Here is a 2074-nt window from a genome sequence, read left to right as displayed (position 1 = left end):
GAGTCGTCCCAGGAAAATACCTCCGCAATCTCGGCCGCACGGTGGAGCTTGCGACGGTAATCCACGACATTGGCCGTTTCAGGCGACCTGATGGCCACGGTCTTCCCGTCTGCTTCGCACTCTTTGCCTCCAAAGGCCCAGAGCATCGGGTAGTGGGACTGGTTCCCATCGCCTATGGAGCGGCCTAGGGCGAACCCGACAGGGTGGCCCTTGTCGTTGAGCTTCTTGCCCATCACCAGCATCTCCTCATAGGTGTCGGGAAACCTGTCGTAGCCGACTTCCTTTAGCCAGTCTGTCCGGTAGACGATGGAGATCGGGATGATCCCCCAGGGTACCGCCCTCCAGGTTCCCTTTACCATGGCGATATCCTGAGCGATGTGAGTCCACCCTTTGAGTTCCTTGCCGAGACCGTCGCTTACATCGCTCACATCTATCAGAGCATGGGCGTGGAGATGCGGACCGTCGCTCCACAGGGTGATTATGTCCGGTCCTGCACCGCTTTCGACAGCAGCAGCGGTCTTGGTGGGGAGGTCGGTCTGGTTGATAAACTCGAAATTGATTTCCACTCCCCTGGCTTTCGTATATGCCCTGGCCTGCTCGCGCAGGACATCGTCCATGGCCTTCAGCGTGTTCGACCAGGTGAGAATGTTGACCCTGGTGGCGCCCAGTCCGCTCCTGAGAAACGTCCCCATGGACAGAGCAGCGGTGGCACCTGCTGCCGCCCCGAGGAACCTCCGCCGGCTAATGGCTCTGCCGGCCCCGGTACGGATCGCTCTCTTCCTTTCTGTTTTTTTTCTTCTCTCCATGATCAACCCCCATTGACTAAGAGACTCACCCCCGTTAAGATTCTTATGGCACCGGTTACCCACCCCTCTTTTATGGATAAATCGAAATAGATCCATCTCGGCCTGTATAGGGTGGGAAGGAAAATCGGATTCTTGAGCCTTGGAGGTGAGCGTCCTACTTTTTCGGGTTCCTTTTCGGCGGGATCTGGTTTGAGCCGGTCCAGACGGAAGGGCTGGAGATAGTCGGCAACAGAGGAGGAGGGCCCGAAAGGATGGGGTGTTTTCGGTTGTTCCGGGTACAAAACAGCCCGGCTGGTCGACTGACCTAATGGCCTTGGGGCATGCCCTACCATGGGATCCCCCAGATTTCTAGCAACCGAAAATGCTTGATAGTTTCGCTGAGTCGTGATAACAGTTAACGGTTAACTTTCCTTCTACCACCGATCCTGTAGTCTGTCAAGATTTTTTTGTGCCTTTCCCACTGGGGGAATAGGCCACCGGATTTGTCGGTTTTTTCCCCACGGTTCTGAGGGGTTGCGCAGTGGAAGGTTTAAGAGCTTGAGCAGCAGGTCCGACACTTTCGATCCCGTAAGGGGTTTTTCGATGAGCTTTGAAAAGGTATCTTATAGAAGTCTCAGTGATGATGTCCATGAGATTCTCAAGAGGAAAATTCTCCGGTGTGAGTTGAAGCAGGGGCAGAGGCTGAAGGACAAGGAGATCGCCCAGGCCCTGGGAGTCAGCCGCAGCCTGGTCAGGAATGTTCTCACCATCCTGGAGAAGGAGGGGCTTGTGAGATTTTCCAGAAAGGGAGTCTTTGTGGCCCAGTATACCAGGAGGGAGATCCAGGAGATATTCGAGGTGAGGGGGCTGCTGGAGTCTTTCGCCCTCGAGTCGGCCGTCGAGAACATAAGCCAGAGGGAGATAGATGAGATTCACGAGCAGATCGAGCGTGCACGGGCAGGACTGGAAAAGGGGAGGGTAGAGGAATGTCTCGACCTCGATATGGCACTCCATCGGTTGATCATCCGGAAGTCGAGTAACTCCCAAATCGAGAAGATATATTCCACATACCGAAGCATGCTCCAGATCATTGCTTTCTCGGATCGCAATCACATGGGAGAGATTCGGCAGGCCTTCGAGGAGCACTGCCGGCTTTTCGAGGCGATTGAGAGGAGGGATCTCGTGAGGAGCAAGAAGGTTCTCCGGGCTCACCTTTCAAGCGCCATGCGGAGTGTGTTGAGGAACTTCCCCCCTACCCTGGATCCGAAGGGGGGTGAGGAGGAAGTCGC

General features: G+C 55.4%; 2 protein-coding genes. One reads left to right on the top strand and one right to left on the bottom strand.

Features of this window, described 5'->3' with window-relative positions; translation table 11 throughout:
- Nucleotides 1-806, bottom strand: an 806-nt coding sequence (locus JRJ26_20720; protein ID MBW2059914.1) for an extracellular solute-binding protein, incomplete at its 3' end; no start/stop codon positions are given.
- Between the two features lie 582 nt (nt 807-1388).
- Between JRJ26_20720 and JRJ26_20715 the strand changes: the two genes are divergently transcribed.
- The coding region (locus tag JRJ26_20715) for a GntR family transcriptional regulator (protein MBW2059913.1) at nt 1389-2074 on the top strand (686 nt) is incomplete at its 3' end.

It is taken from the genome of Deltaproteobacteria bacterium, assembly GCA_019308905.1.
GTDB lineage: Bacteria > Desulfobacterota > BSN033 > WVXP01 > WVXP01 > JAFDHF01.
Note: the sequence above shows the minus strand (reverse complement) of the source record. Positions and strands in the feature narration are given on the sequence as shown.